Here is a 24,409-nt window from a genome sequence, read left to right as displayed (position 1 = left end):
ATCATTACACTCCTAACAATTTCCCCATTTGGGACAACGGTTCTGCCAAAGCATCAAGGTTCTGGCTTAGCTTTTTAATTTCTTCCGGTTTCAGTTTGGTATACGATACATAGCCTTCGCCGTCTTTGAAAGGAGCCAGCTCCTGCTGTAAGGCTGTAAAGCGCTCACCAATTTGTTTTTCCAACGCCGCGTCTTTTTGGTTCAGATCTGTTTTCAAAATGTCATAAATCTTTTGAGCACCTTCTACATTGGCCGCAAAGTCGTACAAGTCTGTGTGAGAATAACGCTCTTCTTCACCCGTTACCTTCGAGGTAGATACTTCATTCAGCAACTCGACTGCACCTGTTACCATCAAGCTGGCATCAATGTTAACTGTTTCTACTTTGGCACGCAGCAGTTTGGCATCACTCAGCAGGCGGTCGGAAAACTCGTCCAATCCTTTGGTGGTGTTTTCTTCCCATAATGTTTTCTCAATACGGTGAAATCCGCGCCAATCCGCTGCATCCACATCACCGTCACGAGCGTCAATATTCGGGTCCAGATCGCCTAGTGCTTCCGCAATCGGTTCAATTCGTTCATAGTACATACGCGCTGGAGCATACAAAGCCTTGGCTTTATCCAGCTCGCCAGCTTTGACTGCGTTCGTGAATTCTTCCGTCTTTTTTACAAACGTATCACATTGCTCGGTTGCATAGGTACGGTAAGCCGCAACCGCTTGATCAAAATTGGGAGCAGTCGCCGCAGGAGTCGTGGTCTGTGTTGTTGCTCCTGTATCTTTGGATGTTGCAGCGGGCTGCTGATCCGCAGTTCCGGCTTGTCCGCAACCTGCAAACAGAATAGAAGAGACTAGCACTCCGGCCGGTACGGCATAACGTAGTTTCATAATCAATGAACACCCTTTCTGGCCAAACTGGCCTTGAACCATAGTCTGTAGCGCGATCTCTATAACGAATTATCATTTTTGATAATGATTATCAGTCGCATTTTTTCTTATCATAAGGCTGGCCTATATGCCTGTCAATACATATTTTAGACACAAAGTTCAACTCGTCATTAAAGCTACAAGTAAGGTGCCTATGCCCATTTTTATCCGCACATTGAACCATACCTGAGCACATGACATAAAATGTGTTGACTGTATCCCTTAACCTTGTTACACCACACAAAACCCGAGCAAGGAGGGGTGAAATTGACGAAGGGTAACGACCAGAAAAACAAGTTTTTGTTAACTCACCGTGAACGTGAAGTATTTGAACTGCTCGTGCAGGACAAAACAACGCGTGACATCGCCGGACAACTATTTATTAGTGAGAAGACGGTGCGTAACCATATTTCCAACGTAATGCAGAAACTGAACGTAAAAGGTCGTTCACAGGCGGTCGTAGAATTAATCAGGCTTGGCGAATTAAAAATCTGACCTCTCGTTCCTTGCGGGGTACAAAGTCTTCTCGATGATCCTTCAACAATGAAGGGTGGTCGGGAAGGCTTTTGTTTTGATCATGCTGAGGATATGATGAAAAAAACGATTAAACCGCTGAAATATGTGGGAATTTGTGTATAAGTGGTGTACTATATAGATAAGGAAGAAAATACCATGCGTTTTCCAATAAGTTATATGAATAATTGAGGTGGAAGCTGTACCACAAAGTTGTATTTAGATAGAAATGCATCTGGTGATAGTCTAAGAATGAAATACAAATTAGCATGACGACAGGATGGAAGTTGAATCGGGTTTTTGCTTAGGACTACCTGTGGTATATTCTTGATCGGAGGTGAACGATAAGACATATGACACCCAACCAACACTCAATGACTTACACGCTGAACAGCGGTATAAAGGGAACAGTCGACCTATCCAGTAAACAGGTGCAGGAATGGATTAAAGCATATCGAATTGGCAGTAAATTTGTAACAGTTGTGGGCAAACAATATTTTGGTTTAAACCCTGAGTTGGTAGCAGATTTCAAGGTACATAATGAATACTCGGAGCAGAGAGAACACATATCCATGATACAGCCTGTAATGGAACGTAAAGCTGTAGATCTGGACCCACTGGTAGAAGCGTATAGTCAGTATAAAACATTAATTCAGGTAGAATGTAAATGTGGTGCTTCCTACATAGAAGAATCACCTCATAAGAGAACCAAGTGGTCATGCAAGGAATGCAACAATATTGTGTTCCTGGATCGTAAAAAGGGCATGGTGGATACGAATACAGGCAAGGCCTGGTACATGACCAACAAATACTATGTAGAAAGACAAAGCAACTGACAGATTGTCAGTTGCTTTTCTAACAGACTCGCACGCGTCTTTATATGCTTTTCACCATATATTAAATCCATACTTGGAAATGCTACTATATCTTTTGCCAAATAATAAAATTGATGTTTTGTACGCTTTGTAGTACATTATCAAGTGTATTATAAGGAGGCTTCTCATGTACGGACATAGACAAGATGATACTTTATACATCATGACTTACACATTAAATAGTGGTATCAAGGGCACGGTGCCTTTGTCTAATCAACAGATACAGGAATGGCTTGAGTGTTACAGAATCGGCAAGAAATTTGTAACCGAGATTGGCAAAGAGTACTTTGGACTGCATGCGGAACTGGTGGCTGACTTTAAAGTGCACAATCAGTATTCAAGCTATCAGGAGGTCATTATCCCGATTCAACAGCCGGATACTGGCTTAAGAGAGCTGTCTCAAGCTTACAAATCAACAGAAACCTTAATTAAAGTAGATTGCAAATGTGGTACATCGTATGTAACAGAATCCCCCTTCAAGCGGACCAAGTGGTACTGCACCAAATGCCGGGAGATTGTTTTTCTCGACAACAAAAAGGGAATGGTTGATACTTCTAGAGGCAAGGCTCATTATATGACCAATAAGTATTTTGTGGAACGGGAAACAACTGGCGTATAAGCCGGTTGTTTTTTTGTTCATAAGGTTTGTATACGTTCTGATTTTTTAAAACCGATTGCGCTACAGTGAAAAAGGGGAAAGATAAACCTTAAAATAAACGATAGTCAGGTGGTGAACGTCATCCGGGAAAATCGTACGAATGGTGCAAGAAACCGCATCAGCACGAACAATGTGTACATAAACGAAACGCTTCATTTGGAACAAATCATAAGTGACCTGCGTGTGATGGGCTATGTTGCCTTTCATCATCAGCCGCAAATTGCAGGTGAGCCTTATGAGCTGGATGAGTTAAAAAAGCAATTACTGTTGTTTTTTCAACAGCACCATGTATTGTGGATTGAGCTTGATCCGCTAACGCAATATGTGGTGGTGAATAACATGGGGAAGGCCACCGTGCTGAAACTCATTGGCCGGAAAATAAATCCGCTACGTGATCGGAGAGCGAACGCTGCTTTGGCGGGGCAGCCACTGCATGAGCTGGATCGGGAGATAGAACGGCTGAATCGGCTGGTTCACCTGTTGCGCTACACTCGTTTTCCTTAAGCGACGGCATTAACGAAAAAAAGCATTCACGAGCATGCGTAATCACATGCTGTGAATGCTTTTTGGTATGTTATTTTTTACCGCATAAGATGAGTAAATCTACGGTGACATACGGTAAATCTATTTCCTGCATTCGCTGCCAGTCTGCTTCCGTAGCTCCCCACGATAAGGGAGTCATATGGAGCAAAGGCTCCACAAGGTCGGCATTTAGCATAAAGCGATAGGTTACTCGTTCGGCGGATAGAAGATTAAAGCTATCTTTAAACCGGCTTAATATATTGTCATTTGAATAAGTTGGCTTTTTCTGTTCATACAAGCATCTCAATTCCTGAAGATAATATGGTTCGGGAATGACCTTTAGAATGCAGCCATCCTCCGAAAGAATCCTTTTAAATTCAGCATAATTGGAAGGGGATAAAATATTGAGTATACCGTCAAATTGTTGATTTGCAAATGGGCAATGAGCCAAATCGGCAACACACCAGAGGGCATGAGGATATGCTTTGGCTGCGGCCACAATACCTTCTTTAGACAGGTCCATACCTACGCTTGTAAGCTCGGTGATTCCCTTCCAGGTAAGCTTATCCTGAATGTGGCTCGAAGGGGAACCTTCCCCGCAACCTGCATCCAGCAAGTACAGATGTGATTTTTGATCGTACAGGGGTTTCATAAACTTCATCATCGTGCAGCTTATGGCTTCATTTAAAGGATCAAAAAATCCGCTATTGCACATCATTCTTCTGGAGTTAAATAGTTGTTTATCATATTTGGTTTTATGGGATCGGGCGGATAAATGTAAATACCCGTGTTTTGAAAGATCATAGCAATGCTGATTCATACATAGGAGGCTTTTACCTTCCACCATACGCATGGGTTGAGAACATACAGGACAACTAAAAAGATGTTGATGCTTCCTGATCAGGCTAGCCTTCATCTCGTGTTTATTCCATTTGGACATAGAAAAGCACCTCGTTCATTCGTATTGGGTGAATGAAAAAAGGCACAGCCAAATAAACCCAACCCATTTTTCGAAAAAATGATTGAGTTTTCATGAACTGTACCTCACATTACCGTAAACGAATGAACTGAATAATCATATTGTGCAGCGCTCCTCTAAAAAAATAGAAAGGGCTTTCGCCCTCTCTATTGTAACTTAGCCATTAGAAGTTGTCATATGCTTACACAGATTTCAAAAACTCCACAATCGTCAGCAGACCCTTGTCGAAATTCTCCAAATTAAAATGCTCGTTTGGTGCATGCAGGTTTTCATCTGGCAAGCCGAAGCCCATCAATACAACTGGAGCACTCAGCACACGGGAGAAGGTTTCCACGATCGGAATGGAGCCTCCATCCTTGGTAAAGAGGGCACGTACACCGTATACCTTCTCAAAGGCATCCGCTGCTGCTTGTAAAAACGCATGTGACGGGTCGATGTTAAAGGCGTTCGCTTTCTCACCTTGTTGAATATCCAGAGTAGCTCCTGTCTGAACGTGTGCGCGTAAATGGCGCTCAATTTTGTCCAGAATATCTTGCGGATTCTGATTAGCTACCAAGCGGCATGTGATTTTAGCGTGAGCTTCCTTCGGAATGACCGTTTTCGTACCTTCACCCTGGAAGCCGCCATATACGCCGTTCAGTTCCAGTGTAGGACGAGCCCCAACACGCTCGACGAAGCTAAACCCTTCTTCGCCATAGAGCGAATCAAGTGCAAGATCTTGTTGCAGCTTGCTCTCATTGAAGCCTTGCTTCGCGAATTCTTCTCTCATCTCTGCCGATAATGGAGCAACATCGTTGTAAAATCCTTCGACGCTAACGCGGCCTTTGTCATCATGCAGGGTTGCCAACAGGGACACCAAAGCATGCAGGGCATTCGGCACACCGCCACCGAAGGAGCCGGAATGCAGATCCGTGTTCGCCGTGTGAATGGCGACTTCTAGTGAGCACAGTCCGCGCAAACCTGTGCAAATCGCAGGCTTCCCTTTTTCGATCAGAGAGGTGTCAGACACCAGTACAGCATCGGCTGCTAGGCGTTCAGCGCCGGTGTGCAAAAACTCAAGCAGGTTCGGACTGGACACTTCTTCCTCGCCTTCAATGCAAAACTTGATGTTCAGCGGCAATTTGCCTTCCTGCTTCAAAATGGCCTCAACCGCCTTAATGTGCAAGAAAACTTGCCCCTTATCGTCTGTCGCTCCGCGCGCATACAATTTTCCATCGCGAATGGATGGCTCAAACGGTGGCGTTTCCCACAGGTGAAGCGGGTCCACAGGTTGCACATCATAGTGTCCATACACAAGGATGGTTGGTTTGCCAGGTGCATGCAAATGGTCTGCGTACACTAACGGATGGCCTTTGGTTGGAATAATTTCAACGTTTTCCAAGCCTGCAGCAGTCAGTTTGGCCGCCAGCCATTCGGCTGCTTGATTAATGTCTTTTTTGTGCTCCGATAATGCGGAGATACTCGGAATGGACAGCCATTCCTGTAGCTCGCCCAGTTGTTGTTCTCTGGCTTTTTCAAAATATTCAGTATAACTCATAAACTATGTATCCTCCTTTTAAATGTAAATCGTTTTTATATTGCGCTATCCTCCGAACCGAGGTTGTGGACGATATGTCTAGTTTACTACGTTTTATGCTGAACGAAAAATAGGGAGAAAAAAAACGATTCTGCCCGGGTCTGTACAGACCTGAGTAGAATCGCCTTTCATCATGAATAGGATGTACTTATGCCCGGATGTCCAGATGACCCCCAAGATGCGGTTGTACGCTTTTTTCCATCATCTGTACCAAAGCCTGTCCTTGTTCACTGGCCTGATCCTTAGCCATACCCAATACCTTCACACTTACGGCTTGAGCCAAGCTGGCCTGACTCATACCTGTGGATAATGCTGCGATATCCATGTTCCATCCTCCTTCATTTTGAAAATTCGCTTTCTCTGTATTTATCGGTAGGAATGGTTATTTTGTTTCATCCAATTGGAATTGTGTCAGTAAATCTTGAAGCTGCTCTGCCAGACGGGTCAAATCTGCGGCAGACGAACCGATCTCTTCCATGGAGGCGAGCTGTTCCTCTGCGGCTGCGGACACGGTCTCTGTATGAGATGCTGCTTCTTCAGCGATGCGTGTAATTTCCTCCATGCTGCTAACGACTGCATTCGTTCCATTGGCTACTCCCGCGGTAGAAGCAGCCACGTTATCGAGCTGCTTCGCTGATTTGGCTACTGCTCTACGGATGCGCGAGAAGGAGCGACCGGATAGATCAATGGAATTGATCCCTTCCGTTACGCGTTCCTTGGCAGATTCCATAGCGACCAGGGCTTCAGATACACCGCTCTGTATCCCTTGAATCTGTTCACGAATTTGCTGTGCGGAATAAGCTGAGTTTTCAGCCAGCTTGCGGACCTCTGTTGCTACGACAGCAAAACCTTTGCCATGCTCCCCAGCTCGTGCTGCTTCAATAGAAGCGTTCAGTGCAAGCAGATTCGTCTGGCTAGCAATTTCCGTAATGACGGTGACGATCGTCCCGATTCGTCCGGAACGGTCACTCAAAGCGCTGACAATCGTATCGAGCTCTTCCACGGTAGTGCGAATTCCATCGATGGAGATGACACTGTTGCCGATATGCTCACTGCCTGCATCCGACGCCTGAATAGCTTGGGCGGAATAAGTGGTCATTTCTGCCATGGTGTCGGTCATAGCTGTAATGTCAGCAGACATGCCGCTAACTCGTTTCTGATTATCTTTAGCACTGTCCACCTGACGTTCGCTGCCGGCAGCGACATCTTGAATGGCTATGGTCACATGCTCGATGGCACGGGTCGTTTGTTCTGCACCTGCGGCAAGTTCTTGCGAGGATGCTGACAAATTACCTGTCATTGCTTGAATTTCTCTAATCATGTTACGCAGGTTATCCACCATTTGTTGGAAATATCTTGATAACTCGCCAATTTCATCTGTGCTGTTCGTAGCCACATTAATCGATAGATTACCTTGGCTGATAGCATCCATAGAATTACGCAATCTATGGATGGGTTTAAGGATACTGTTGATCAGCCACATTGCGAGCACACCAATGATGATGGCTGCAATGACCAACACTACGATTGTCGTGAGAAGAATAGGTTGGGCGGAGGCACGGGTTTCTGATTTGTCCATCGTTCCGGCAATTTTCCAGCCTGTCAGCTCATTGGTTTTGAAAATCAGATGTTTAGCTACACCAGCGGCATTGAAATCGAAGCTACCCTCCTTGGAGGTAAACAATTCAGGCGTTTTTTCTCCCATTTCGGTACTCCCGCTGACTGCTGTCGGGTGGGTAACGATGCGTTTGGTACTATCAAATATCACAATATAGCCATTTTGTCCGATTCTTAGCTTTGTGATTTCTTTTAAATTATTCAAATTCAGAGAAAGACCGAGAACACCGCTGTTGTCGGGAAGTGTACGTGAAATATACACAACGGGGACCTTGGCCGTATTGAGCCCGACAGGGCTGATTACGGTTTGACCGGGTTTCTCCATGGCCTGCTTATACCACGGACGTTCCCGAGGATCGTTTGTGGAGCCTACGGCTTTGCCAATAATAAGTTTACCTTCGGGAGTTCCTACAAACATATCAACAACTTCCGCATGCATTTTCAAATACACTTGTAATCTTTTTAGAATGGCATCATCTGCTTCAGCGCTGTTATCACTAGCCGTCAACGTTGTGGAGTAATATTCAAGATCAGCTAGTTTGGCTTGAATCGTTTGAGTAACTGCGCGATCAGCTGCAGTCACGCTAGATGTTGCACTGTCCAGTAATTGGCGATCTGTCTGGTTATACGCTGCCTGATATGAGAAAGAGCTCACAATAATACTAGGAACAAGCATGACCAGCAGGAAAGCTGCTGTCAATTTCTTGCGTAGTGTTAATGTTTTCAGTCGTTTCAGTTGTTTCATCTAACCCCTGCTTTCTAACTATATATTCATTTCAAAAGCTTATACCATATGTATTTACTATCGGTTTTTTGGAGCTGAATTGATAGATTTATTGCTAATTTGTCCAATACGTCAAAGAATTGCTTGCATAGCATGGAGTATCTTGCAATTTGGAGGGATAAGGTATGGGTTTTTTTCTGGATATGAGAAGCTCCACCAATTCATCAAAAACAGGTGAGGGCCCCGATATTCAATTGGGGCCTGTACCAGAGCGATTCGGTATGATTACGCTGCGAACTTATCTTGTGCCGAGTCCGATTGTGACTTTTAGTGGTTCGATTGGTCTGATCGGTGAGTTTGGTGATACGTATGCGGTTGAGATTGTACGTGGAGCTAACTATGATCCGAACGAGGTAGTCTACCGCGCTGAGGGGGTATTGGGCGTGAATGGAGCTAATGAAACGCAAGCTTTTAATGCACAGGATTTGTCCGCTCCCTGGGCCATACAAACGGTATATTCTTCTTATATTTCCGGTGTTTCGACTACTGTCCGCAATGGTCCGGAAGTATTCACGGGTATCGCTTCAACTCCGTTTTTGTAAAATATATCAGACAAGTATTCTCCGGTTCAGAGCTCGCTGCCTGTTCATGGTTTTCCTATGATTAGGCAGCTGCGCTTTAAGCCTAGCAGCCACAGCCTGGGGTAGACATTTGCCGCAGGCTTGTGGCTGTCTGTACTCCTTACAACACCGAGAACATAAATGATATGGTTGTTGTGATTACTTCATGGTGTGTACAACAGAGTTGATTTGCTTTTACGGGCTGCTAATTCTTTAAAATTTCTTGCAAATACTGAGTCAACTCGTCTGCCGCTTTGGTATGGGCGAGGAGTCCGGGATGGCTGCGAGATCCTATCGTTTCTTCTGTCGTGTTGGGCAGTTGGAATACGGACACACTGCGATCCCTCGTTTTTTTCTTGTACGCATCGACCGCCCGATAGATCGCTGACATCATCGGAGTACCAAGCATCCCATAGGCCCATACAATATGGGCAGTAGGATTGCAATTCCGAAGCTTGACAAGAAAGCGTTCGGTAGCGTTTTCAAAAGCTTGTACGTCTTCTTCATTAAATGTGCCATCCTCATTCAAACGTTGCTTATACACTTTCCCACTTACTGGGTCTGTCCATGCTGGAGAATAAAAGGCTCCACCGTCATTAGTCCCTAAGTTCACTACGACCACGTCCGGTTGCCAAGAGGTAAAATCATGATCGGCAAATGCTCCTAATGCTTCATTTCTCTCTCCGATGAGCACACCGCATATTTGCTCATAATATGCCGGTATGTTCCCATGTGGATTGTTATCCCAGCTTGTTAGCACACCCCATCCGCTTTGTGAGAATACTCGGTAATCCGCATTCAGTGCCTCGGCTGTTATGGCTGTATAATTGCGTAGAGCCGTGAACAGCATAGGAACCCAGTCGGTCTCCTCCTTCGCTCCAATCGTTCCTTCTCCCGAAGTAATGCTGTCCCCGACAAACTCTACTTTGAGGGGCTTATTAGGGACCGGCAGCAATTCTCCGTCAACCTTTAGGGCATGAATTTGCAACAAGCAGCGCGGGTCCGAGCTCATAGGCTGGGCATCCTTGACGAGACGGACATTTTTGACCGTGTCAGAGTTCAATCCTCTCAAAAGACAGATCCAATGCCGACCAGCGGTCACCATCAGACGACTCATCGGGACACCATTGATGACAATACTGATCCAGGGCTCATACACCTGATAATCGGCTTCTATTTCAATCCATAGCTCTGAGCCTTTCATATTTAATTCAATGCCGCTGCCTGTCCAAAATAGAGTAAGAGGTGTAAGTGTTGGCGTAGTTCGGCCATGAACCTTTACATGCTTTGCTTTTGCAAGTGGAAATGTCTTCAATCTCTTGTTATGCGACATATTCAACATCCTCCTCATAATCTCGAATGAATGCTAGTTTCTGTAATATTGTAAAAGAAGTGACAGGTAATCTCAAATCTATTTTTAAGTAAGTTTAGAACAGCAATGGATAGCAAAAAGCACCAGCAGGTTTCATTTTGCTGATGCTTTTTTTGATATACGGAGCCCCAATAACGAAGTTGATTCTTTTCAGACTATTACCTTTATTCTTTAATTCGCTTTGCCGAACATGACAATGTTAACCGCTTTGCCGAAGTCTATACCTACTTTGCCAGTTAATTCTGCTGTTTTTTGCGCCAACACCACTGCATTGACACCACAAGAGAATAGCGCAATATCAAAGTCATCTTTGTGGGTTGCGATCCATTCGAGTGTTTCTGGCATCTGTTCATATTGATGGAATGCGAGCGTGTGCGCGATATGCAGCCCATATGGCTCGGCTTCAAGAACAGGCTTTACTTCAGCAGCTGTCCGGGTGACCAGCAGAATGCGTCGATTTTTCAGCAAGTTCCAGAATGCGGGTGTCTCTGCCAAATATCGATTCAGGCAGGCATGGCAAGTCAGCGCAGGGGAAAGAGCATAGTGAGCAAAGACCTGATCGGTCAGCTCCCGCTTCATATAGGATGGTGCCTTAATAGACTCGTCATCATATGGCAAAATGCCTGCGACGCTGGCTTTGTTCACTGCCTCTGCCACTGCGTCTCGTAGTTCCGTATTGGGCAGAAATAGTCCCTTTTGGCCGAGATTGGCTTTGACCGCCCAGCGTTCCTGTAACACCTTTTCCATCGGCCAGACGGTGTCTTGAGCCAATACCAAATTTTCGCCATCTCCAATACGTATGAGTGAGAAGGGATGGTGCTGATCGAGTGCCAGCTTCAAACGTTTCAATACCTCGTCAATCTCCAGATACTTTGGATCCGTCATATCCTGTTTCCTCCCTGTCAGTCCTGCTTGTTCAACTTTTCAAATAGAGCAAAAAACTTCGTATTCTATCATATGTCGAAAGTTAAAAGGTTTTTGTATGAACGGCTATTCTTTTTCGATTCTACCTATTTTTGCGAGAGTTGTTGCATCTGTACGTGCCGTTTCAGGAGCGTCTTCATAACTTGAGAGAAGACGGATGAAAGGGAGGAAGATCAATGAAGCGCAAGATTGTGATTGAAATTAATTTTAATAACTATGGGATGAATCCCAACCGCCTGACACGTGAGTGGATCAGCGAGCGACTGGATATATTCAGAACCTTTACGCTGCGTAGTCTGCTCAATCAGACAAATACGGATTTTTTATCTGTCGTCAAGCTGGCGGGTGGATGCAGCGACATTGTGGAAGAGGAACTGGCCCAACGGGAGCCCATTCCTGAGCACATCCGTTTTGGTACGAGCATCGAAAGTAAACGTCGTATCAATGCGTACATCGAAGGAGCGGACGAACTGCTTATTGCTCGAATAGATTCCGACGATTTGTATCACCAATCCTTTGTACAACAGTTGCATGATTACAAGTTTCAACCGGATACGGTTGCGCTGGTAAATCAAATGGGTTACTTGTGGGATGCGGTTGAGGGGCAGATGGCACCTGTGTTTCACCACTCGCCTTCCTTTTATGTGTTCCGCTATCAAGTAGAGGAATTTCTGAATGATTACCGTGTCGTTATTCCTGGGAAAGGCACACACGGATATGTAACGGAGCTGCCGCATGAGGTGATTCCGCTTCGCAACTATGTGAATGTCATTCATGCCGCCAATACATCGGTGAAAAAGGTGCCGGCAAAGGATCGACTCTCAGAAAATGAAATGAACGCGGTGCTGGCTGAATTTTTGGGCACAGGCATTGCCAATTCGTAACCGTCAGGAGGAGATTATATTGTTCAAAGGAAAAAAACTGCTGGTGACCGGAGGAACGGGATCTTGGGGGCAACGCCTGACGGCTGAATTGCTGAAGGAGGGACCAGCGGAAATTCGTATTTTTTCACGCGGTGAATTTGCACAGATTGCCATGCAGCGGCAATTCCAGTCTGATCCCCGGCTGAATTTCATGATTGGAGATATTCGGGACCTTCAGGCATTGCAGGAGGCTTGTCGCGGGATAGATTATGTGTTCCATTTGGCGGCATTAAAGCATGTTCCTGTGTGTGAGAAGCAGCCGGAAGAGGCTTTCAAGACGAATGTACATGGTACGGAAAATGTGATTCGGGCCAGCATAGAGCAGGGAGTCGCCAAGGTCATTGATGTCTCTACAGACAAGGCGGTAGACCCGGTGAATGTATATGGGATGACGAAGGCGATTGGCGAAAGATTGATGATCCGCGCCAACGCCTTAAGTGAGCGTACTCGCTTTGTGTGTATTCGCGGCGGCAATGTGCTAGGGACGAGTGGAAGTGTCGTGCCTCTGTTCAAACGCCAGATCGCGGAAAGTCAGGATTTAACGCTGACGAGCCCAGACATGACACGTTTCTTCCTCACGCTCGGAGAGGCGATTGGCTTGCTGCTAAAGGCTTCTGTTACGGCGATTGGTGGAGAGACACTAGTCATGAAAATGAAGGGTTGCAATATTGCGGATTTGGCAGAAGTGATGAAAGAACAGGCGGGGCAGCCTAAGTTAAAAGTGAAGGAAATTGGTATACGTGGTGGGGAAAAGCTGCATGAGGTGCTGATTTCACCCTATGAGGTGCCGCACACGTATCGCTATGACGATCGTTATTTTGTTATTCTTCCCCAGCAAGCAGACGAGCGCTTACTGAGCCAATATGGTGGATTGGAGCGGGTGAGCTTCGAACAATATCGCTCGGACGATGAGTTAATGGATCGCGCTGGAATTGCTGAGTTACTGCAAGGTATGGAGTAACGATGAAAGAGGTGGGTATTTTGCAGCTTATGGAAAAAATCACAAAAGGAACGGTAAAGGTGGCAGTGATCGGCCTCGGTTATGTAGGGCTGCCCATGGCAGTGGAAATGGCAAAGGCCGGTTATGATGTATATGGCGTGGATTCCGATCCCGTCAAAGTAGCCAAGCTACTTCAAGGAAAGTCGTACATCATAGACATTGGCGATGATGCATTGAAAGGTCTGATCGGGCAGCAATTGCATCCAGTTACGGATATCAAGGTGCTGGAGCATGCGGATATCGTCGTGATTTGTGTGCCTACGCCGCTAACGGACGGACATCAACCAGATACGTCCTATATTGAGACAGCCATTGATCAGGCCATACCTCATTTGCGTAGACAAACGCTGTTGATTCTGGAAAGTACCACCTATCCGGGAACGACCGAAGAACTGATTCGGCCCGTGATAGAGCAGCGCAGGGGATGGACAGTGGGTAAGGATTTTTATGTGTGCTTTTCACCGGAACGTGTCGATCCGGGCAGCGTCCATTTTAACATTCGCAACACCCCTAAGGTGATCGGCGGTTGCACACCAGATTGTCTGGCAGCAGGAGCAGGTTTTTACGGATCCTTTTTGGATCAGATTGTTCCGGTTAGCTCGACAACTGTGGCTGAAGCCGCCAAGCTGTTTGAGAATACGTTTCGCAGTGTCAACATTGGAATGGTCAATGAGCTGACAGCGGCGTGTGAGAAAATTGGCATCAATATATGGGAGGTACTGGATGCAGCGGCAACCAAGCCGTTCGGCTACATGCCTTTCTATCCAGGACCAGGCATTGGGGGACACTGTATCCCGGTTGATCCGCTATATTTGTCGTGGAAATCGGAACAGCATGGTTTTCCGCTGGAATTCGTAGATCTGGCAGACCGCATGAATCGGCGTATGCCGCTGTATATCGCGGAGCGAATCGAATCCATGCTTGCTCAGGAAGGGAAAGCCATAAACAAGGCCAACATCATTCTGGCAGGTGTAGCCTACAAAAAGGACATTGATGATGTTCGGGAATCCCCGGCTCTTGTCCTGTTCGAGCATCTAACAAAAATGGGTGCTTCGGTTAGCTTCACCGACCCGTATGTATCGAGTTTTAAGCTGAACGGTGAAGAAATCCCATCTCGGACGGCAAATGCCCAGCTGTGGGAAAGTGCAGATATTGTGGTCATCACGACAGACCATTCTGTGGTGAACTACCAACAGTTGGTTGACCATGCTCGGCTGGTCTTCGATACACGTAATGCGACTGCACATTGCACAGGTGGACATGTCGTGATTTTGGGGCATCCTGGTGACGGAGGGGGCGCCGCTGTTGGCTAACCGTGATCAGGTAAACGAACGTTATTACGGACAGATTAATTCAGAGGAATCTCATGAAGCCACCCGCAATAGAATTCACTGGATTTGTCGCCATGTACAGGGTCGTACCGTGCTGGATGTTGGATGCAGTCAGGGAATAACGTCCATTTTGCTTGCGCGGGAAGGCTTTGAGGTAACGGCGATTGATTTGGAAGAAGACAGCATTTATTATGCAAAAAAAGAACTTCGTCAGGAATCTGCACCCGTCAGGGGACGAGTCCACTTTCAGTTAAAGGACATTTCACAATTTGAACGTCCTCCCGGCGGATTTGACACTATTATTTTAGGAGAGATTTTGGAACATTTTGCGCATCCCGACACTCTGCTGGCTCATGCTTACCGCCTGTTGAATAAAAAGGGGACGCTCGTCCTGTCTGTACCTTATGGATATCATCCGTTTCACGATCACAAACGGACTTACTATGCCGGAAGTCTCTCCCGTGTGCTGTACCCTTACTTTATAGAACAAACGCTGGAGGTACACCATAAATATTTGTGCTTTGCAGGTCGCAAGAAGCCGAAAGAGCTGCGTGAGGCCAAGCCAGGGACAGAGCAACTGAATGAATGGATGAAGCTGGATGAGGAGCAGTTTCAACGGGTAGAGCAGCAGCATGTTCGCAAAATGAATCAGCGAAAGGCCGCACTCGACAAGGCGGTACAGCGAATCCGGCATATGGAGGAACAACTTTTGCCGTTGGAAAGGGTTACGCATGTCGAATAGATAGACAAGGCGCAGGCTGAGAGGAGAGGTGCATATACTGATGGCAAGTCTACCGGAAAAACAACGGAAGAGTCAGCCAACGGTAAAGGGGATGACGTGAAGTGATGACTGAGCATCCAATGACCCTCAGCTTGTGCATGATCGTAAAAAATGAGGCGTTAACACTGTCCCGGTGTCTGGATTCGGTCGCAGACCTGATGAATGAAATCATCATTGTGGACACAGGATCAACGGATGAGACGAAGACGATAGCAGCCCGCTATACGGATCGGATATATACGTTTGAATGGAAGGACGATTTTGCCGCCGCTCGTAATGAATCGTTTGACAAGGCAACGTGTTCCTATATCATGTGGCTGGATGCGGATGATGTGCTGCTGGAACCCGATCGTGAACGTCTTCGTTCCTTAAAACAGCGTTTGTCCGAAAATATCGACGCGGTGGTGATGCCACTTCACTTGGCAGAGGGTGAGCGGGGTGAACCGTTGTTCAGCTCACGCCGTATTCGCCTTGTGAAGCGGGAGCGACAATACCGCTGGGAAGGGCGTCTGCATGAGGATCTGGTGATACCTCAGGGGCAAATCGTGCATGCGGATGTGGCAGTGACACATCGCCGAATGCAAGACCATACGCTCCGTAACCAGCGTATTCTCGCCCGGTGGATCAGCGAAAGCGGCAAGCTGGAAGGGCGTCTGCTGTATTTTCACGCCAATGAATGCTTTGACCGTAAGGAATATGCCGAGGCCGCAGAGGGCTTCGACCATCTGCTGGAGGAGCCGAGCGGCTACCAGGAGGATCGCATTACTGCTTGTGCGCGAGCGGCTGAATGCTATCTCCATCTCGGGAAGCCCGAACAACAGCTGGATCGTTTGTTACGCTCTTTTCGATACGGGGTACCGCAAGCAGACCTGTGCTGCATGATCGGGGACTGGTTTTTCACAAGAAATGAATGGAGTACTGCCGCATACTGGTATGAAAGAGCATTGGAGCAACAGCATCACCTTCCTGGTATGAGACCTGTCCCACTGCCATGCTACTCTTGGTTACCTCATGTACGACTCAGTCATTGCTACGCCCATGTAGGTAAGCTGGAAGCTTCATATGAGCACAACCAAGTCGCTTTACGTTATTTGCCAGATGACCCGCATTTGCTGGATAACGAACGCAAGCTCAGAGAGGCTATGCCCAAACTTTCACCCACAGCCCGGCCGTCAAAATAGCTCAAGCTGTTCCGGCCCTTGATCCGCTTCAGGTGGCTTGCGAGGTGGAAAAGGTCTAGGCTCCATGCCCAGCATGGTCATGAGTTGCTTGGCATTGGCAGCGGCGTCTCCACCTGAGTTGTTGTTGAATATAACGCATACCTCACGGCTTTGCTGCTCCAGTTCCAGCAATCTGTCTTTCCATTCGGTCAATTCTTGTTCATTGTACCGATACAGATAACGAACCTCCCGCCAATTAGGTGCCGAGCTTTGATTCCAGCCTGATATGTTCCGTCCGTGGAGACGTACGATGGTCAGGTTGCTGTCTGTAGCCAGCGGTACAATGGGAACTGACCCGGGGCCTGCCTGCGGCTCGTCGCATACGCTATGTATCCAGCCTTCTTCACGCATAAATGCCAGCGTTTGCTTCCGAAATTCTGGTGTGAACCAGCTTTGATGTCTGAATTCAAGTACGAATGGGACCTCTCCCATCCTATTTTTCGTGTCTCGCAATATGGCGACATTCTCACGTGTACAGTCGAACCAGGGTGGGTACTGAAACAGCACAGCTTTGAGCTTGCCCGCTTCGCGAAGAGGCAGTATGGATGCATGCAACGCTTCATACATCGCATCAATGGTTTTGAAGTAAGGCTGTTTGCCGCGGGTATGGCCGGTCATGCCTTGATAGGCCTTGACGAGAAATGAAAAGGAGTCTGGAGTTTCCGTCGCCCAGCGTGCCATACGATCCGTAGGCTGTACCGCATAAAAAGAACTATCCATCTCTACTACGGGAAAATGGCTTCCATAGACACTTAGTTTTTGGTTAGCTTTAGTGCCCGTTGGATACAAGTCATCGTGATCGCCCCAACCCGTCAGTCCAATTTGAATCATACTTTGCCGCTCCTTTCCTGCATGAAACCTCTGTAAAGGCATTCCCATGATTCATTTTAATGATAAAATGGAATAAATCACATGAAGTGGGTATGAAGTTCCTATGATTATTTAAGCTCAAATACGGTTATTGTAACATGCTCTCATGTCAGGAAGCTTGGTGCTTTTGCAAAATGCTTATTCGTAATGTTTTTGAGTTTCCAGTTTGAAAAAGCTAATATAGTATGTAATAGAGCGAAATGAGTTCATGGAGGAGAAACGATATGGCAGAATGGTACGAGCAGAGCTTTGGGGAAGATTATTTATTGGTATACAAGCATCGCGACTTTCAGGGAGCCTATCAGGAAGTGCAAAAAATGATCTCCTGGCTCAAATTACCGCAAGGTTCCAGCGTATTGGATTTATGCTGCGGGATGGGACGTCATTCGCTTGCGCTCGCCGATGCAGGGTATAAGGTGACGGGTGTGGACCTGTCCAATGTATTGCTGAGAGAGGCGCATGCGGCGGATTCCGAAGGGCGGGTAAGCTGGCATCAAGGGGATATGAGAGCGGTGCCGCTGGATGAAAGCTTTGATGCGGTGGTCAATTTGTTTACCTCCTTTGGTTATTTTGAGAAGGATGAGGAGCAGCTTAAGGTATTAAAGGAAATTTATCGGCTGTTGAAACCGGGAGGTCGTTTTATTATAGATTATTTGAACCCTTCCTACGTAGCTGCACATTTGGTACCGCATTCGTCCCGGGAGGATGAGGGATCTTGGATTGAGGAGCATCGGGTCATTGAAGATGGATTTGTGAAAAAGCAAATTGCCATCCGGTCAGCCGCATCTGTGACGACCACAGAAGCAGCCTCTGAGCTGGATGCCACTCATGCTGACGCACAACCTGCGCGTGTGTACTATGAGCGAGTAAAGCTATATCCGTATGAAAAGTTCCGTGGATTGCTAGAACAAGCCGGGCTATCCGTAGAGCAGGTGCACGGAAGTTATGATGAAGATCAATATATAGAAGATGCTTCGCCCCGAATGATTTTTGTCGGTGTGCGGGCTTGAAACAGAAGGCCGGAGGGGAAGCCATGAAATTGCCAGAGCTTACGCCGTGTGAGCGAATAGACGGAGGCTTTCAGGTCAAAATATCCATGTCCTTTCCGCTGCGCTGGGTGAATAGCTATGTGCTCAAGGGACAGCACGGTTTTACAATTGTAGACCCAGGTCCGCGCAATCTGGATACAGAGGCGGAATGGGCATATGTCTTCCAACAGCTGGGAATGTCCTTTGAGGATATTTCAGACATTGTGGTGACTCATCATCACCCCGATCATTATGGACTGGCGGGGTGGATGCAGCAGCAAGGTCAGGCTCGCGTACATATGTCAGCTCGCAGCCATCAGGAAGCGAGGATGATGTGGGACGCTCCAGAATCGACGACCGCTATGGAGAAAAGGCTGCCCAGCTTTTTTGTCCAGCATGGCTTTCCTTTGGAAAAGGTATCAGCCTTGGAATTACATATGCGGCAGGCTTATTTGCAAGTGAATCCGCAGCCTGAGATTACCTTCATTCCTACCGGAATAGACGCTCGTCTGGAATTAGACGGACGCAGCTGGATGCCCGTAGAGACTGGAGGGCATGCGCCTGGACATGTGTCCTTATATGAGCCGAATAGCGGCGTTATTCTGTGCGGTGACGCAGTGCTGCCGCAGATTTCCCCTAATATCAGCCTGCTGCCGGGCAGTGACGCCCAGCCGCTGAAGTCTTATATAGATGGCTTGCAGTGCCTAGGTGAGCTAGAGGTGGCATGGACATATCCCGGGCATCGCAATCCGTTTGGATATTTTCGCGAACGGACGCAAGCATTGCTGGCGCATCATGAAGAACGGCTGGACAAATTCTTGCAGCTCGTCCAACCGGAAGGCAGCACAGCTTATGAGCTGTGCATTGCCGTGTTCGGCGACAAGCTGGGGATTCACCAGCTAAGGTTTGCCATGTCTGAGACACTGGCCCACCTGGTGGAGCTGGTGCGCCGTGAACGAGCCTCTATGAGCGAGACGAGTCCCATCACTCGCTTTTATCCTCTTTGCTATCAATAATGGCGTGGAGTTAACGAGCGAGTATAGTGATATGACAATGCAACATGACAGAACAACATGAACGGCATGTATGCCGGGGAAGAGGCTTTTATGAATTTGCTGCTGCTGGGAGCTACCGGACGTGTGGGCCGTTTTATATTAGAATATGCGTTAGCGGATGGTCATACCGTAACCGTCCTAGTTCGTTCACCGGACAAGTTGGAGAATTTCGCATCCCAATACGGGACACAGCTGAAAATTGTACAAGGTAATGCCACCAACGCGGAGGACGTAGCACAAGCGCTGAAAGGCGGGCCAACAGTTGTGATCAGTGCGCTGAATACAGATGGAACCACCACCTTATCCGTTAGTGCAGGTCTGCTGATCCGGCTGATGCAGGAGCAGTCCATTCACCGGCTCATAACAGTAGGAACGGCAGGGATTTTGCAAAGCCGGACCGAACCGAGCCTGTATCGGTACGAGTCCTCCGATACCCGGCGACGCAGCACCCGCGCGGCCGAGGAGCATCGGCGAGTGTACGAATTGCTGCGTGAATCGGCACTAGATTGGACAGTCGTATGTCCAACCTATTTGCCAGATGGCGGACGTACAGGTGTATATCGCGTGGAAAAAGATTTTCTGCCTGAAGACGGCTCACAAATTTCCACTGCGGATACAGCTGATTTTACCTATCGTCAATGGACAAGTTGCGATTTTATCCGCACAAGGGTGGGCATTGCCTATTGATCGTGGACGCAAAACATAGCTTCATTTTTAACATCCAACCAGAGCGCAGTAAGTGTGTCTACTTATGTTGTGCTCTTTTTTATTTGACAAACATTTAGGAATGGAATACTATGGTTCACGAAGGAAACGACGTTTCTGAGATAAGCAAAGGAAGTGCATTGAACGATGTCTGAGCCATCGCAACCTTATAAAACCTATTCTGAGGTGAAGCTACAGCAGCAGCAATTGCTCCGTAAAAATGTGATTGATGCGGCATGCATCCTTCTTGCAGAAGAAGGGCCTGAGGCAGTGACTGTACGGCGAGTTGCACAGAAATTAAGCTGTTCCACCAAGATCATTTACAGTATTTTTGGCAGTAAGGACGGTCTTGCCAATGAGATGTATCTGGATGGATGCCGGCTATTGGCTGAAACCTTTGAACAAGTACCTGTTACGAAAAACGTACTCGCTGATCTGGAAGCTTTATGCTGGGCATATTGGGAATTTGCGCGGCTTCATTCAGCCTATTACAAAATGATGTTTGGCGGGGCATTATCTGATTTTAAGCCGGATGAACAGAGCTTGGAGGGTACCACAACGGCATTATCGCGAATCTTACAAACCGTCATACATGCTATGGAGCAGGGAGCACTGAAAGAACAGGACCCACTGCTGGTTGTCCGAATGCTGTGGTCAGCTTTACACGGGGTGATACATCTACAATTTGCAGGTCATTTTTTGACTGTGGACATGGCCCAAGAGGTGTATGCATTTACACTGAAGAATACGCTCGATGTATGTAAACCCTCTTCATCTCCAGCGTAAATATGAAGTGTACTGAGGTCGTCATCGTGATGGCTTCAGTTCATTATAGAGTAGTGGTAACAGTGTTTCTTAAATAAAACGACGATACTATGGAGGTCATCATCATGTTTAGGTATGCAAACAAAACAGCACTCATCACAGGGGCTTCATCCGGGATTGGTGAGGCATTTGCCTATTCGCTCGCGGCTAAGCAATGTAATCTCATTTTGGTAGCGCGCAATGAAAAAAAACTAAAAGCACTGGCGAAAGAACTCTCCGCTAAATATAACGTAAAAGCTACGGTGATTGCGCTCGATCTATCCTCATCGGGAGCTCCCCAAACATTGCATCAGGAGGTTCAAAATCAACAACTCAAGGTAGATCTTCTGATCAACAACGCCGGTTTTGCCACCTACGGGTACTTTGAGCAGGTTTCAGGAGAAAGACAGCATGAGGAAGTGATGCTCAATGTGGCTGCTTTAGTCGATATCACACATGCATTTATGCCTGATTTGTTGCGTAACCGGGATGGGGGACTCATCAATGTTTCATCCACCGCTGCATTTCAGCCTGATCCCTATATGGCCGTATATGGAGCAACCAAAGCATTTGTACTTTCGTTTAGCGAGGCGCTGTGGGCCGAAAATCGAAAACGAGGACTCAAAGTGCTCGCCCTCTGTCCAGGTGCAACCGAAACCTCATTTTTTGATGTGGTAGGCTCCAGTGAAGCCTCTGTAGGTTCCAGAGAAACACCCCAGACTGTCGTCAATAATGCCTTGAAAGCATTTGAAAAAGGGCGCAGTCATATGATATCGGGTCGACAAAACTATTGGGTAGCCCAAGTATCCCGATTTTTCTCTCGTCAATCCACACTTAACATTGTGGAACGTACACTACGACCTCAAAATTGATTGCAATTTAAGAATCAAGATAGCCTATACTTTAATCAGGATTACCGCTCAATAAGCTGAGATTTCTTATATGCCGGGTCTGATTGCTTCTAATTCAATAGAATCAGCAGCCCCGGCGTTCCTAATTTACATAGATCAAGCGTTCAGATGCTATCCCAGATCTCGCGAATATAATAAAATCCCATCTCGCTTCTCCCAGCCGTTAGCTGACCAGAAGCGTTGACCTCCTATGTTATGCTCCATCACAAACAGATGGCATTTATCAATACCTTCTTTAAGCAAAGCAGATAACGCTTTATCCACCAGTCTGGGCGCAATCCCATGACCACGATGTTCTGTGGCTACACCCAGATGATACAGAAACCCTCTGCGACTATCATGGCCTGCTAAAATCGTGCCTATGATGTTTCCAGCGTACTCACAGACAAAGCTAAGTCCTTCATTCCGCTGCAAAAATCGTGCAATCCGCTCCGGTGAATCGGCCTCACTTAATCCCAATCCGTCTAAGCCATTCCACAGCTCAATGGCCTGATCGTAATCATCAGCCTGCATCGTACGGAATGTATATCCTGCAATTACGTCTGCCATGTCTAGTTCTCCTCTTACCCTGTATATATCTATTGTAATCCAACGCATTGTTTGCAACTGGCATGTCATTGTTACCGTGTTGTATTCGGTGCGCTTTCTTCTCCAAGCTCCTGCTCGCGCTCTGCCTGCTTGCGATGGGCGATACGACTGCTGGCCGAGGCTGCAATCGCACCCACAATGTCGTCCAGAAACGTATGAATCGGCCCAAGGCTTTTATCGTTCAGGCGTTCCAGCACACCCGGTTTGAGCTTATCGACATAACCGTAATTGGTAAATCCAATACTGCCGTACACATTGACGATGGAAAAGGCTAGAATTTCATCCACTCCGTATAATCCCTCATCATTCTCAATCATATCCTGCAATGGGGGAAGAAGAGCCCCCTGTTCCGCGAGAATATCTAGCTGGATGCCCGTAAGCACGGCATTTTGAACCTCGCGCTTCATTAACACCTTGTCCACATTGTCCATACATTCTTCCATCGTTAGGTTCGGGTAATATTTTTTCTGTAGAAGCATAACCAGTTCTGCGATTTCAGTCATACTTACACCACGCTTGTGCAGCCACTCACGGGTGGCATCGGCTACCTTTTTACTATTCAGGCTGTAAGGTACTTTTTTCTTGTCCATAAAGTTGAAGTTACCCTCCTCGTGTAGATCCTAATTTTCTACTGCAATTATGACCAGTGTGTCCAGTCTGCTAAAAAAGTAGTTATTTTTTACGCGGGGCTCGTATACATATTAGTACAATCTGTACAAAATTGTTAGGGAGGAACTTCATTTATGAACATAAAACACCCATGGCGTATGACCTCTGTAGCCGGGCTGCTATCCCTGCCCCTGTTGTTGTCCGGATGCAGCCTTTTCGGCAACGAAGCCGCGTCCATCGACCCTCCGCCGTCCACGACAGAGCAGTCCATGATTAAGGCTGTAACCGGAAAAGCACCTGCCACTACCGGGCAGTTGAGGGCTGTTTTTTTGCAAGATCATAATGGTTTGCTGGCCCCTGTATCTTTACCGATTGCTTCAGGCGATGTACAGGCAGATGCCAAGTCGGCGCTGGAAACACTGGTTGAGGGCGGGCCTTATGCCGGCTTATTACCAGAAGGATTTAAAGGTGTACTGCCTCAGGGTACAGAAGTGAAAAGTGTGACAGTGGACAAGGATAACAAGCTGGCTGTTGTCGAATTTAACAAATCTTTCGCCAACTATAAGCCACAGGAAGAACGCAAATTAATGGAAAGCTTGACTTGGACCTTGACCGACCGTCCCGATATTAAAAGCGTGCAGATTTGGGTGGATGGTAAAAAGCTGAACGAAATGCCTGTTGGCGGCACACCACTGGACCATCCGCTCACGCGCGCAGTAGGGATTAATTTGGAGGTCGGTCATGGTGTGACCCCTCTGGATTCCAGTCCAGTCACCGTATATTTCTCTTCATCTTCGCCTGCTGGAGTACAATATTATGTACCTGTAACACGACTGGTCAGTCCGGAAAAAGATCGTGTCCAGTCCGCTCTACATCAATTAATTCAAGGTCCACAGACCAAGGATGGATTGCAGGAAGTGATGACAGGGGAGACGGCGCTGAAATCGGTAGAACGCTCCAAAGATAACGTCATTACGGTATCACTCTCGGATGATATGTTTGCCAAAGGGGAGGCCGTACCTGCTGAATTTTTGGAATCGGTCGTACTGACAGCAGCGGACAATTCGGATGATGCGGTCAAAACGAAGATTCGCATTGAACTGAATGGTGAGAAAAGCGTGATTGGACAAAATAATCAAAATTATGGAGAGCCTGTAGCCAAGCCGCAGCACATTAACGAAATTCCTCTTTAAGGACAGGGAATCGTCATTGGGGTGCTTTTGCCTGCACACTTTGGTAAAATAAACATATAAGAACAGGTTGCATACGACGTAGGAGGAAA

At 47.0% G+C, this 24,409-nt stretch carries 25 protein-coding genes and 2 pseudogenes; 16 read left to right on the top strand and 11 right to left on the bottom strand.

All coding sequences use genetic code 11. The features are described from left to right. Window positions 1–4: 4 nt before the first annotated feature. The gene (gene efeO / locus ACH59B_RS19595) at window positions 5–883 is read right to left on the bottom strand and encodes an iron uptake system protein EfeO (RefSeq protein ID WP_016818509.1); all 879 of its coding nucleotides are present in this window, start codon (window positions 881–883) and stop codon (window positions 5–7) included. Between the two features lie 306 nt (window positions 884–1,189). Here efeO and ACH59B_RS19590 point away from each other — a divergent pair, with 306 nt between their 5' ends. The 4 genes from ACH59B_RS19590 to ACH59B_RS19575 all read left to right on the top strand — a co-directional run bounded on the left by ACH59B_RS19590 (window position 1,190) and on the right by ACH59B_RS19575 (window position 3,472). After that, window positions 1,190–1,417, top strand: coding sequence for a LuxR C-terminal-related transcriptional regulator (locus tag ACH59B_RS19590; protein ID WP_013372773.1), 228 nt, complete (start codon window positions 1,190–1,192; stop codon window positions 1,415–1,417). Window positions 1,418–1,788: 371 nt separating this feature from the next. Next, complete coding sequence (locus ACH59B_RS19585) at window positions 1,789–2,271, top strand: hypothetical protein (protein ID WP_016818510.1); 483 nt, start codon at window positions 1,789–1,791, stop codon at window positions 2,269–2,271. A 166-nt stretch (window positions 2,272–2,437) separates the two neighbouring features. After that, entirely contained in the window at window positions 2,438–2,929 is a 492-nt protein-coding gene (locus ACH59B_RS19580; RefSeq protein WP_013372771.1) for a hypothetical protein, read from the top strand. A gap of 108 nt (window positions 2,930–3,037) precedes the next feature. Next, the gene (locus ACH59B_RS19575; protein WP_016818511.1) at window positions 3,038–3,472 is read left to right on the top strand and encodes a hypothetical protein; all 435 of its coding nucleotides are present in this window, start codon (window positions 3,038–3,040) and stop codon (window positions 3,470–3,472) included. A gap of 70 nt (window positions 3,473–3,542) precedes the next feature. On the opposite strand, the gene ACH59B_RS19570 is transcribed toward ACH59B_RS19575, so the two are convergent. From ACH59B_RS19570 to ACH59B_RS19550, 5 genes and pseudogenes are all read right to left on the bottom strand, one after another. Continuing rightward, window positions 3,543–4,142, bottom strand: coding sequence for a methyltransferase domain-containing protein (locus tag ACH59B_RS19570; protein ID WP_225164801.1), 600 nt, complete (start codon window positions 4,140–4,142; stop codon window positions 3,543–3,545). Window positions 4,143–4,274: 132 nt separating this feature from the next. Then, window positions 4,275–4,406: pseudogene (locus ACH59B_RS19565) on the bottom strand (putative RNA methyltransferase); the annotation flags it as partial. 244 nt (window positions 4,407–4,650) lie between these two features. Further along, complete coding sequence (locus tag ACH59B_RS19560) at window positions 4,651–6,006, bottom strand: dipeptidase (RefSeq protein ID WP_016818513.1); 1,356 nt, start codon at window positions 6,004–6,006, stop codon at window positions 4,651–4,653. Window positions 6,007–6,193: 187 nt separating this feature from the next. Next, window positions 6,194–6,370 carry a YjfB family protein gene (locus ACH59B_RS19555; protein WP_016818514.1) on the bottom strand — a complete coding sequence of 59 codons (177 nt, stop codon included), beginning with the start codon at window positions 6,368–6,370 and terminating at the stop codon, window positions 6,194–6,196. Between the two features lie 57 nt (window positions 6,371–6,427). Beyond that, window positions 6,428–8,407 carry a methyl-accepting chemotaxis protein gene (locus ACH59B_RS19550; RefSeq protein ID WP_404302439.1) on the bottom strand — a complete coding sequence of 660 codons (1,980 nt, stop codon included), beginning with the start codon at window positions 8,405–8,407 and terminating at the stop codon, window positions 6,428–6,430. A 164-nt stretch (window positions 8,408–8,571) separates the two neighbouring features. Between ACH59B_RS19550 and ACH59B_RS19545 the strand changes: the two genes are divergently transcribed. Further along, window positions 8,572–8,988 carry a hypothetical protein gene (locus tag ACH59B_RS19545; protein WP_016818516.1) on the top strand — a complete coding sequence of 139 codons (417 nt, stop codon included), beginning with the start codon at window positions 8,572–8,574 and terminating at the stop codon, window positions 8,986–8,988. Window positions 8,989–9,211: 223 nt separating this feature from the next. On the opposite strand, the gene ACH59B_RS19540 is transcribed toward ACH59B_RS19545, so the two are convergent. Then, complete coding sequence (locus tag ACH59B_RS19540) at window positions 9,212–10,339, bottom strand: SGNH/GDSL hydrolase family protein (protein ID WP_019688457.1); 1,128 nt, start codon at window positions 10,337–10,339, stop codon at window positions 9,212–9,214. 210 nt (window positions 10,340–10,549) lie between these two features. After that, on the bottom strand, window positions 10,550–11,263 hold the full coding sequence (locus ACH59B_RS19535) for a GT-D fold domain-containing glycosyltransferase (protein WP_016818518.1): 714 nt from the start codon (window positions 11,261–11,263) through the stop codon (window positions 10,550–10,552). 215 nt (window positions 11,264–11,478) lie between these two features. On the opposite strand from ACH59B_RS19535, the gene ACH59B_RS19530 reads away from it, so the two are divergent. The 5 genes and pseudogenes from ACH59B_RS19530 (at window position 11,479) to ACH59B_RS19510 (ending at window position 16,518) form a co-directional block, all read left to right on the top strand. Continuing rightward, window positions 11,479–12,186 (top strand): glycosyltransferase family A protein, encoded by a 708-nt coding sequence (locus tag ACH59B_RS19530; RefSeq protein ID WP_016818519.1) that lies wholly within the window; start codon window positions 11,479–11,481, stop codon window positions 12,184–12,186. 19 nt (window positions 12,187–12,205) lie between these two features. Continuing rightward, on the top strand, window positions 12,206–13,186 hold the full coding sequence (locus tag ACH59B_RS19525) for a polysaccharide biosynthesis protein (RefSeq protein ID WP_330708071.1): 981 nt from the start codon (window positions 12,206–12,208) through the stop codon (window positions 13,184–13,186). Window positions 13,187–13,188: 2 nt separating this feature from the next. After that, window positions 13,189–14,538, top strand: coding sequence for a nucleotide sugar dehydrogenase (locus tag ACH59B_RS19520; RefSeq protein ID WP_404302436.1), 1,350 nt, complete (start codon window positions 13,189–13,191; stop codon window positions 14,536–14,538). Further along, a pseudogene (locus ACH59B_RS19515) lies at window positions 14,531–15,403 on the top strand (class I SAM-dependent methyltransferase). Before ACH59B_RS19520 ends, ACH59B_RS19515 begins: the two are co-directional and overlap by 8 nt. After that, window positions 15,403–16,518: a glycosyltransferase family 2 protein gene (locus tag ACH59B_RS19510; RefSeq protein ID WP_016818523.1), complete on the top strand. Its 1,116-nt coding sequence runs from the start codon at window positions 15,403–15,405 to the stop codon at window positions 16,516–16,518. The pseudogene ACH59B_RS19515 and the gene ACH59B_RS19510 overlap by 1 nt, the downstream one beginning before the upstream one ends. On the opposite strand, the gene ACH59B_RS19505 is transcribed toward ACH59B_RS19510, so the two are convergent. Further along, window positions 16,510–17,388, bottom strand: coding sequence for a DUF72 domain-containing protein (locus tag ACH59B_RS19505; RefSeq protein ID WP_404302434.1), 879 nt, complete (start codon window positions 17,386–17,388; stop codon window positions 16,510–16,512). The two genes, ACH59B_RS19510 and ACH59B_RS19505, sit on opposite strands and share 9 nt — an antisense overlap. Window positions 17,389–17,651: 263 nt before the next feature. Between ACH59B_RS19505 and ACH59B_RS19500 the strand changes: the two genes are divergently transcribed. The 5 genes from ACH59B_RS19500 (at window position 17,652) to ACH59B_RS19480 (ending at window position 21,891) form a co-directional block, all read left to right on the top strand. Beyond that, window positions 17,652–18,437 (top strand): class I SAM-dependent methyltransferase, encoded by a 786-nt coding sequence (locus tag ACH59B_RS19500; protein WP_016818525.1) that lies wholly within the window; start codon window positions 17,652–17,654, stop codon window positions 18,435–18,437. Window positions 18,438–18,460: 23 nt separating this feature from the next. Then, entirely contained in the window at window positions 18,461–19,471 is a 1,011-nt protein-coding gene (locus ACH59B_RS19495) for an MBL fold metallo-hydrolase (protein ID WP_016818526.1), read from the top strand. A 90-nt stretch (window positions 19,472–19,561) separates the two neighbouring features. After that, window positions 19,562–20,197 (top strand): NAD(P)-dependent oxidoreductase, encoded by a 636-nt coding sequence (locus ACH59B_RS19490; RefSeq protein WP_404302432.1) that lies wholly within the window; start codon window positions 19,562–19,564, stop codon window positions 20,195–20,197. A gap of 165 nt (window positions 20,198–20,362) precedes the next feature. Next, on the top strand, window positions 20,363–21,001 hold the full coding sequence (locus ACH59B_RS19485) for a TetR/AcrR family transcriptional regulator (RefSeq protein WP_263560762.1): 639 nt from the start codon (window positions 20,363–20,365) through the stop codon (window positions 20,999–21,001). Between the two features lie 104 nt (window positions 21,002–21,105). Further along, on the top strand, window positions 21,106–21,891 hold the full coding sequence (locus ACH59B_RS19480) for an SDR family oxidoreductase (protein WP_025365685.1): 786 nt from the start codon (window positions 21,106–21,108) through the stop codon (window positions 21,889–21,891). 150 nt (window positions 21,892–22,041) lie between these two features. Here ACH59B_RS19480 and ACH59B_RS19475 read toward each other — a convergent pair whose 3' ends face one another. Then, a complete protein-coding gene (locus ACH59B_RS19475) occupies window positions 22,042–22,479 on the bottom strand; it encodes a GNAT family N-acetyltransferase (RefSeq protein WP_031462109.1) in 438 nt (145 codons plus the stop codon). Window positions 22,480–22,550: 71 nt separating this feature from the next. Next, a complete protein-coding gene (locus ACH59B_RS19470) occupies window positions 22,551–23,108 on the bottom strand; it encodes a phosphatidylglycerophosphatase A (RefSeq protein WP_016818531.1) in 558 nt (185 codons plus the stop codon). Window positions 23,109–23,261: 153 nt separating this feature from the next. On the opposite strand from ACH59B_RS19470, the gene ACH59B_RS19465 reads away from it, so the two are divergent. After that, the gene (locus ACH59B_RS19465; RefSeq protein ID WP_016818532.1) at window positions 23,262–24,320 is read left to right on the top strand and encodes a GerMN domain-containing protein; all 1,059 of its coding nucleotides are present in this window, start codon (window positions 23,262–23,264) and stop codon (window positions 24,318–24,320) included. Window positions 24,321–24,409 lie beyond the last annotated feature (89 nt).

This window comes from Paenibacillus sp. DP01, from assembly GCF_044784315.1.
Lineage (GTDB): Bacteria > Bacillota > Bacilli > Paenibacillales > Paenibacillaceae > Paenibacillus > Paenibacillus polymyxa.
Note: the sequence above shows the minus strand (reverse complement) of the source record. Positions and strands in the feature narration are given on the sequence as shown.

Excerpts from the sequence above, each read along its gene's own strand:
- efeO (WP_016818509.1), bottom strand. The coding sequence starts at position 883 with ATGAAACTACGTTATGCCGTACCGGCCGGAGTGCTAGTCTCTTCTATT.
- ACH59B_RS19585 (WP_016818510.1), top strand. The coding sequence starts at position 1,789 with ATGACACCCAACCAACACTCAATGACTTACACGCTGAACAGCGGTATA.
- ACH59B_RS19580 (WP_013372771.1), top strand. The coding sequence starts at position 2,438 with ATGTACGGACATAGACAAGATGATACTTTATACATCATGACTTACACA.
- ACH59B_RS19570 (WP_225164801.1), bottom strand. The coding sequence starts at position 4,142 with ATGAAACCCCTGTACGATCAAAAATCACATCTGTACTTGCTGGATGCA.
- ACH59B_RS19560 (WP_016818513.1), bottom strand. The coding sequence starts at position 6,006 with ATGAGTTATACTGAATATTTTGAAAAAGCCAGAGAACAACAACTGGGC.
- ACH59B_RS19555 (WP_016818514.1), bottom strand. The coding sequence starts at position 6,370 with ATGGATATCGCAGCATTATCCACAGGTATGAGTCAGGCCAGCTTGGCT.
- ACH59B_RS19550 (WP_404302439.1), bottom strand. The coding sequence starts at position 8,407 with ATGAAACAACTGAAACGACTGAAAACATTAACACTACGCAAGAAATTG.
- ACH59B_RS19545 (WP_016818516.1), top strand. The coding sequence starts at position 8,572 with ATGGGTTTTTTTCTGGATATGAGAAGCTCCACCAATTCATCAAAAACA.
- ACH59B_RS19540 (WP_019688457.1), bottom strand. The coding sequence starts at position 10,339 with ATGTCGCATAACAAGAGATTGAAGACATTTCCACTTGCAAAAGCAAAG.
- ACH59B_RS19535 (WP_016818518.1), bottom strand. The coding sequence starts at position 11,263 with ATGACGGATCCAAAGTATCTGGAGATTGACGAGGTATTGAAACGTTTG.
- ACH59B_RS19530 (WP_016818519.1), top strand. The coding sequence starts at position 11,479 with ATGAAGCGCAAGATTGTGATTGAAATTAATTTTAATAACTATGGGATG.
- ACH59B_RS19520 (WP_404302436.1), top strand. The coding sequence starts at position 13,189 with ATGAAAGAGGTGGGTATTTTGCAGCTTATGGAAAAAATCACAAAAGGA.
- ACH59B_RS19510 (WP_016818523.1), top strand. The coding sequence starts at position 15,403 with ATGACTGAGCATCCAATGACCCTCAGCTTGTGCATGATCGTAAAAAAT.
- ACH59B_RS19505 (WP_404302434.1), bottom strand. The coding sequence starts at position 17,388 with ATGATTCAAATTGGACTGACGGGTTGGGGCGATCACGATGACTTGTAT.
- ACH59B_RS19500 (WP_016818525.1), top strand. The coding sequence starts at position 17,652 with ATGGCAGAATGGTACGAGCAGAGCTTTGGGGAAGATTATTTATTGGTA.
- ACH59B_RS19495 (WP_016818526.1), top strand. The coding sequence starts at position 18,461 with ATGAAATTGCCAGAGCTTACGCCGTGTGAGCGAATAGACGGAGGCTTT.
- ACH59B_RS19490 (WP_404302432.1), top strand. The coding sequence starts at position 19,562 with ATGAATTTGCTGCTGCTGGGAGCTACCGGACGTGTGGGCCGTTTTATA.
- ACH59B_RS19485 (WP_263560762.1), top strand. The coding sequence starts at position 20,363 with ATGTCTGAGCCATCGCAACCTTATAAAACCTATTCTGAGGTGAAGCTA.
- ACH59B_RS19480 (WP_025365685.1), top strand. The coding sequence starts at position 21,106 with ATGTTTAGGTATGCAAACAAAACAGCACTCATCACAGGGGCTTCATCC.
- ACH59B_RS19475 (WP_031462109.1), bottom strand. The coding sequence starts at position 22,479 with ATGGCAGACGTAATTGCAGGATATACATTCCGTACGATGCAGGCTGAT.
- ACH59B_RS19470 (WP_016818531.1), bottom strand. The coding sequence starts at position 23,108 with ATGGACAAGAAAAAAGTACCTTACAGCCTGAATAGTAAAAAGGTAGCC.
- ACH59B_RS19465 (WP_016818532.1), top strand. The coding sequence starts at position 23,262 with ATGAACATAAAACACCCATGGCGTATGACCTCTGTAGCCGGGCTGCTA.